Below are 7,136 nucleotides of genomic sequence, written 5' to 3'. Positions count from 1 at the left end.
GGCCATCCATTCGGTGGTACCCCGGGGAATAAACGATTCCCATAACGAGGCGTCGGTCTGTTTGAGACTTTCTATATTATCCGTGGGCACCCACCAGCCAATGCCCGACATCAGGACCAGACAAACTACAATTCCCCAGGCACCAATGGTGACTAACTTGAAGTTCACGCGTTTGTGAGAAGCGCGACCGGCAATGATGCAACCCAGTGAAATACCAACGCCCATACAGGCCGCCATCAGACTGGTACGGCTTTCACTTAAATGGAGTTGACCGATACCGAAGATATTCACGAGTGGCTGGATAATTCCCCCTACAAACCAGAAGACAGAGGAAATCAACAAGACCGATAACAGCCTCCGATCTTTTAACAGTAATGTTCGCGTTTCAGTGTTAATGCCGAGCGTCGACCAGCGAAACGGAAGCCCGGGATGTGCGACAGCCGTCCTGCGAACCCAGAAGGAAGCAATGGTTCCGATGATGGCGATTCCAATACAGAAATAACTGGTTTTCCAGAGCTGATCCGGAAAGGCCTGTTTGATGAATCCTGCGGACGCCATTCCAAAAATAATCGCGACAAACGTTGTCATCTGAATGATGCCGTTGGCTTGGGGTAAATCATCATCGCGGAGCATTTCGGGTAAGATGCCATATTTCGCAGGTCCGAAGATGGCACTTTGAGTACTGAGCAACCCTAGCACAACGAGCAGGGGAATTAACGAGCCGGTAAAAAACGCGGCCATCGCTAAGAGGGCAATCACAATTTCCGCGAATTTGCAGGCGATGACAATCGTGCGTTTGGTGTTGCGATCAGCGAACCAGCCCCCTAGACCGGAAAAGAAAACGAAGGGCAGCGCAAAGACTGCCAGGGCGATTGACTGTTTGTCGCTGGATTGTGTCTGTAACGCCTGTTGCGCGCAAAACAGTAAGACGAGTTGTTTATAAAGATTATCATTGAAGGCGCCCCAGAATTGCGTGACCGTCATGCCCCAGAAGGAGGAATCATGATACAGGCGCGGCAGTTTTTCAGGGGGCGTCAATTCCTTTTCCGTCACTGCTTACAATCCTTGTAGAGGGGCGAGGGGCATCGTTGTGTCGTGATTCCATTCAACAAGCGAAATAATGATCAGCGTTGGCACCGTTCAATCATGGGTGGCTTAACCATAGTGACTAGGAGAATTTCTGACAATGTTGATTCACTCAATCCTCTGAAGATGAGTCGATTTTCGAACAGAAATCAGACGAATTGAAGATCTGCTCAAAGTGTTCCCCGCTCTTTATTCGACGGGCTCTGTCTCTGCCTTGATTGGTGACCGTGACATGTGTGCGTTCTTGATGCGAACGACCTTTAATTCTTTTGTACGCGGCTTGCGGGCTAGCTGGATGATGAAACTCTGATTGGTTGCTTCCCCATAAATCCACAATTCGTTGATCTCTCCGCCTGAAATGCAGCGACCAATTTGAGTCGGTGCGCCTAATGATTTTTTCACCTGCGCACGGGTCATGCCTGCGATCACAGTGCCGTTTCGAATGGCTTTTCGAATGGGATCGTCGCGGTATTCTTTGACTTCATGTGGAGTGAGCCATTTGTTGTTTTGCAGCATGAAGCCCATGCGGCCCAGCAAAGTCGTTGCTTCGGTCGATTTGGGATTTAAGTTCCAGGCTTGTAACAGAAGTTTTTCTGCGCTGGCTTTATCGTCTAGTACTTCGAGAAAATCACGGGCCAATCCGACGCGGCCGTCTGCATCGTTGGCGTCCAGTTTTTTCTGGCGACCGCTGAGCCAGTTCGTCAGCGTTTGCTTTGCCTTTTTCTTGTTGCCGCGCTGCTTATATTCCTGCGAAAGGTCCAACACATATTGACGAGGCAATTCATTAATTCGATTAAAATCAAAATCCAGCTGCATGTTCTGATATTGATTTACCAGATCCGTTCGTTCGGGCAGTTGTTTTGTAATGAGTTTAGCGACTTCAAAACCATTGCTGCCTCCCGTTGCCAACTTTTTGAGAATCTCGCCCAGGATTAACTCAGAATAAAACCAGCGAACCAGACCTGGTCTTTTCAGCTTATCGGCTTTTTGAAAGACCTCAATCTGATTTTTCAGATACTGCGTTCGTACTTCGGGATTATCTTTCTTTTGTGGTGTTTTCGCGGTGGGAAAGTCTTTTAGAAGCTGGCTGCTTAGAGTGTCATATTTCGGGTTCTTCTGTTTCTGTAATTGTTGCCAGTCAAGAACCAGTGCTTCGTGGCGGAGTGCCTCGAAGAAAAGTGGATCGAGTTGATATTGCTGCGCGCGGTCTGCCAGCTTCAGAATCGACTTCGGCTGTTTAACCATCATTTGGCGGTATTCCGCTTTGATCCCATTATTGTAGGCGGCAAGTGCTTGTTGTGTCAGTTCTTTATCATCATAGAATTCGGCCCGTTGTTTGGCCCAGTCTGCGAGGGCATACCAGTCACGTGGATTGGCACGGTCAATTTTTGTTTCCTCTCTCACGAAATATTCCCTGTCGCTCGGTTTTTTTTGCAGGGATTTGACCATAAAAATGATACGCCCATTTTCCAGGGATAATTGCCCGGTGACTTCCACATTCTGAACCGTTGAATCTAATTTGGGAGTTTTTCCGGCAAAATGAAAAGGGATCGGACAGTTTCGGAAACGAACCGACTTGGAGTTGAACGTGGAAATACGTCCTTCCAGAGTTTGCGTGACGCCGATTACTTTTTTCCATTGATCGCGCTGACTCACGAAGTATTCAATACTTCGATCAGCGGCAAACATTTCTGTCTGACACAAAATCAGGCAGAATACCGGAGACATAAAAAACCACTTAGGGATCTGTTTTTTCATTTCGACACCCCTAGATATTGGGATTGTTGATTGAGCATGGCTTCAATTTTTTTGCGATCATGAAATTCATCGAATTGAATTCCCAACTTTTCATACAGTTTCAGATGTGACCATAAAAATGCGGTTTCACCGTTTAGTAGAATCGTTCCAGCACCTTGCTGGTTCGGTTCCTGCCGAAAACTTTTGATCTGTGCAGCAAAGATGAGGGGCTGTCCGGGATGCTGTTCAAGATAGGTGAGGAATGTCGGCGAAGTCAGTTCCAGAGAAAGCGTATATTCATCAAGCATGATCGGTAAATTGAGTCGGAAGAGGGGTGTTTGAGCGTCCTCTTCTACCTCTTTTACGGGAAGTGGAATCAGCGTGGTCTCAAAAATCATCCAGGTATCTGCATAGCGCAAATTAAACAGCGATTCCCAGCTTGCGAGATCATTTTTCTTAATATGCGAAATTGCCTCTTCGGCGATTTCAAACACGGGTGAGACAGCCTGAGTGTTGATAGCCTGTAGTTCGCGCGAGGTCAGACGGATTTCGTTTGCCGTTGGATCATCGCGTCCCAGGATTTCGAGTGCTTGAAATGCCTCCTGATAGGCGGCATTCGCGCCCACCAGATCATTTTTTTTCAAAAGTGCTTCGCCTGAGGCTGTTGCTGCTTTGAGTGTAACTGATGCCTGATCCAAATTACGACTATGAATGATTCCGTATGCTGTCAGACCAATAATCAGCGCGATGCCTGCCAGAATTCCTCTGAAGGGAGTTATCAGTCTGGTACGTGGCGGAGGCAATTCATAAGGCGAAACTTTTGGTGTTGCCTCCGTCTGAGGTGGCGTTTCCTGAGGTTTTCGAGACGCCTTCTTCAGTGCGCGTTTTTCCAGAAACCGCGTTACGAGAGAGGAATTCAAAATGTATTCAGATAGCTGCTGCTGTGTCGGTAGCTGCTTTTTCTTTTTTCGCGCTTTAGGAGGGGGATAACTGTTTCGTGGTAGAATGAAGTACGTTTCATCACACTGCAGGCAAGCATGACGATAGTACTTTTTCCGTCGATAACCGGAAAGGCTCACTCCGCAAACACAAACGATCTCATACGGTTCGGGAATATCCTCTTCACGGCGTTTTTTTTTCGACGGAATTTTCAGCCAGTCAGCCATAAAATCGGCACCGTGTTCGTGGTAATGAAGCCTGAGGTAGAAGGAGAATTGACCTGCCTGTTTTAAAAAAAGTAACCGTTTCATATTATAGACATACCGGCTGCTGATGTCATCGGGCTCATCTGATAGAGAAACGTTTGACGAGTATTTTTGTCTGAATTTCACTCGAAATACGCAAAAGAAGGGCTGCTTTTTATCGCTACAATCGCTATTTCCCCGCCCAGCAACCCGATATTTTTATTTCCAGAGAATTCCCTCCCTCTGTACCCCGGCAAAAAATTGACCACCCCCTTTTTCAAAGGTATATGCCACTAGGAATTGTGTGTTTCATTTTGGAATCATCAACTTTGTGATTTCCTCTATTTTTGTGCAAAACAGACAGATTTCCTCTGAATTAAAATACATTCATGTAATTTTATGGAGTATCAGGATGTTTACGACATCATCCCCACATTCTCAGGTCACTCAGAATTCCAGTGAGCCTCAACTACAGGTTTCTCTGGTGCCTTTGACAGATGAGATGTCCCCTGTTGAATTGACGACTGGCGAGTATCAGATCGGGTCATCACCCGAGTGTGCAATCCGAATCGACGTTCCTGGAATTGCGGCAGAACATTGCATCATTCATGTCGGCCAAAACACCGTTTCGGTTCGCGCCATCGATCCCCGGGTCTGGGTGAATGAGCGTCCTATCCGCAAAATTTCGCTCATAGAGGGCATGAAGTTTTTTGTCGGCCCGATCGGCATCCTCGTAGATACAATAAATAAAATTGAAGTCGAAGAAATCAATGAACAGCCTCCCCCCGAAGACGGCAGGTTATCCCGTAACCAGATCGAAATTCCGGAAGAACTGGAAGCGATGGCGAAATATCAGCGAATTCTGGAAGAACGCCAGTTGTTATTGGAAAAAGTAGAATCGGAACAAATCGAACTGCAACGGGAGATACAGCTACAGGAAGCAGAACTCGGCAGGTTACATGAACAGTTCGCTCTGAATCAGGAATCGAATCAGGTTCAGGTAGTACCAACAACTCAACTCGCCTTTGATGATGCCATTCTGGAATTGGATCAGAAATTACAGCAGTTAGACCTGCTGAAGCAGGAGGTCTTGCAAGAACTGGATCAGGTACTTTCACAACAGAATGAATTACGAGGCGATCATCAGAGTTTAGTCCAATGGCAAGAATCACTGAAAAGCGAACAGGTCGCGCTGACACAACAGCAACAGAATCTCTCACAGGGATGGCTTGATCTCGAAGCACAACAGGCTTGCGAACAGGTCGCGTTTGAGACGGAAACTGCATTTCTGGAAAAATCTAAAACCGAACAAGAAGAACGTCAAAAAGCAGTATTACTGGCGGAACAGTCATACCTGTCTTACGAACAGGAACTCATTGAAGAACGCCAGCGTCTGGAGATCTGGTCAGATGATCTGGAGACACAAGAAAAATCAGTGAGTGACCAACGGGCCGGTCTGTCGGAACAGAAACGGTCTGACGTAGATCAGGAAAAAGTGCAGCTGGATTTGAACCAGCAGACCGAACAGTTGCAACAAGAACGCAATCAATTGGAAGAGGCTCGTCGTAAGCTGGCAGATGAGCAGACTCAACTGAAACAACAGGAACAGTCTATCCTGGAAGTACGTGAAGAGTTTGAACAAAAGAATGCCGCTTTGCAAGAACGCGAATCGCAGTTTTCTCAACAGCAGTCGACTCTCGAACAACGAGAGGCGGATCTGAATTCTCAGGAAGCTGACCTGAAAACTCAACTGCAAAATCTGGAAAAACAGCAGACAGAATATGCACTGCAGATGAGTCAGCTTGAAGAACAGCAGACTCGTTTTGAAACGGAAAAACTGGAGTGGGAGAATGCACGGATGGCTCTGAAACAGGATCAGATTGAATTCGAAGCTCGTACAAGTGAGATTGAGAACAGAAAGAACAGCAGGAAGTTGAACTGGTGCAACAACGTGAGAAGCTTGAAACAGACCGCGAAGCATTCGCCAGTCAACAGGCGGATCTGGAGCAGGAACGAACAGAACTTGATCTAAAAACGCAAGAGCTCTCAGATCAAGAGAAATTGCTCGCGGAGCACGAAGCAAAACTGTCAGAAAAAGAGCAGGAATTAGACGCTTTAATCAGCGAACAGGAATCTGATTCCGAACAACGGGAAGCGTTGGATCGCCTGCGGGAAGAATTGGATCAAAAACAGGAAACACTGAAAACGCAGGAAGAGGAACTCAACGCACGCGAGCTGGAACGATCTCAGTCGGTTCACTCAGATGCAGATCAGCAGAGTGCCGTTGATGAATTGGACAAAGAGAAACAGAAACTGTCGCTGGATCATGACCAACTGGCTATTGATCGTGAAGAGATCAATCATCAGCGAGACAATGTGCAATCTCAACGCTTACAGATGCAAAAAGATCGCGGTGAACTCGAAGATCGTGAGCGAATGATCGAAATTCGCGAACAACAACTGGCTGATCGGGAAGGACTGATTGAAGAAATTGGCTTGATCTCAACCGATCAAGGGGCGACTGCCATCGAAGATGATTGTCAGACATCGCTTTCCATTGAAAATGAAGAGCCAGATGCTCTCGAAAATTCTGACGAAGACGTCATTCAGAAACCTGATTCTTTATTACAGTCGTACATTAAAGATTCGGTCAGTGAAATGCCCTCCGAACAGCGAGAGTCAGACACACCACCGATGAAAAGGGGAAGCTTACTGGATTTATTCAAAAAGGATTCTGAATCTGAGACTACCAGTAGTGATACTATTACAGAGCAAAGCCCGATTGTCGAGGAACCTGTTGAGGACTTAGAAACGTCTAACGAGACCGATGAGGCCAACACTCCGGACAGCGAGGAAGACTCTGACTCTATCGCCGATTATATGAAAAAATTGCTGGAACGATCGCGGGGCGGGAAGTCCGAAAACAAGGACTTAGAAGCTTCAGACTCAAATAGTTCCAGTACCGCCTCTTCGGAATCGACGAAGCCTGAGCCGATCTTGTCGACTGCGATCCTTGAGAAATCTGATGCGGAATCTCCGAACGTCTCAATGGAGGAAAAACTGGAAGCATTAAATTGTAGTAGCCACTACTTTTCCTGACAGTAGTATCCCAACTTCACACGTTTGTCA

5 protein-coding genes are annotated in these 7,136 nt (G+C 46.8%); 2 read left to right on the top strand and 3 right to left on the bottom strand.

Features of this window, described 5'->3' with window-relative positions:
- The 3 genes from Q0668_RS12555 to Q0668_RS12545 all read right to left on the bottom strand — a co-directional run.
- Window positions 1-1,053, bottom strand: a 1,053-nt coding sequence (locus Q0668_RS12555) for an MFS transporter (protein ID WP_298865075.1), incomplete at its 3' end; no start/stop codon positions are given.
- Window positions 1,054-1,275: 222 nt separating this feature from the next.
- Window positions 1,276-2,844 carry a hypothetical protein gene (locus tag Q0668_RS12550; protein WP_298865073.1) on the bottom strand — a complete coding sequence of 523 codons (1,569 nt, stop codon included), beginning with the start codon at window positions 2,842-2,844 and terminating at the stop codon, window positions 1,276-1,278.
- Complete coding sequence (locus tag Q0668_RS12545; protein WP_298865070.1) at window positions 2,841-4,073, bottom strand: hypothetical protein; 1,233 nt, start codon at window positions 4,071-4,073, stop codon at window positions 2,841-2,843. The genes Q0668_RS12550 and Q0668_RS12545 overlap by 4 nt, the downstream gene beginning before the upstream one ends.
- Window positions 4,074-4,419: 346 nt before the next feature.
- On the opposite strand from Q0668_RS12545, the gene Q0668_RS12540 reads away from it, so the two are divergent.
- A complete protein-coding gene (locus Q0668_RS12540) occupies window positions 4,420-6,039 on the top strand; it encodes an FHA domain-containing protein (RefSeq protein WP_298865067.1) in 1,620 nt (539 codons plus the stop codon).
- A complete protein-coding gene (locus tag Q0668_RS12535; protein WP_298865064.1) occupies window positions 5,949-7,106 on the top strand; it encodes a hypothetical protein in 1,158 nt (385 codons plus the stop codon). The genes Q0668_RS12540 and Q0668_RS12535 overlap by 91 nt, the downstream gene beginning before the upstream one ends.
- Window positions 7,107-7,136: the final 30 nt, after the last annotated feature.

The sequence above is a fragment of the uncultured Gimesia sp. genome, from assembly GCF_937910335.1.
Lineage (GTDB): Bacteria > Planctomycetota > Planctomycetia > Planctomycetales > Planctomycetaceae > Gimesia.
This window is presented reverse-complemented; position numbering and strand designations above follow the sequence as displayed.

What these genes read in the sequence shown, in the direction of transcription:
- Q0668_RS12540 (WP_298865067.1), top strand. Translation starts at nt 4,420, where the DNA reads ATGTTTACGACATCATCCCCACATTCTCAGGTCACTCAGAATTCCAGT.
- Q0668_RS12550 (WP_298865073.1), bottom strand. Translation starts at nt 2,844, where the DNA reads ATGAAAAAACAGATCCCTAAGTGGTTTTTTATGTCTCCGGTATTCTGC.
- Q0668_RS12545 (WP_298865070.1), bottom strand. Translation starts at nt 4,073, where the DNA reads ATGAAACGGTTACTTTTTTTAAAACAGGCAGGTCAATTCTCCTTCTAC.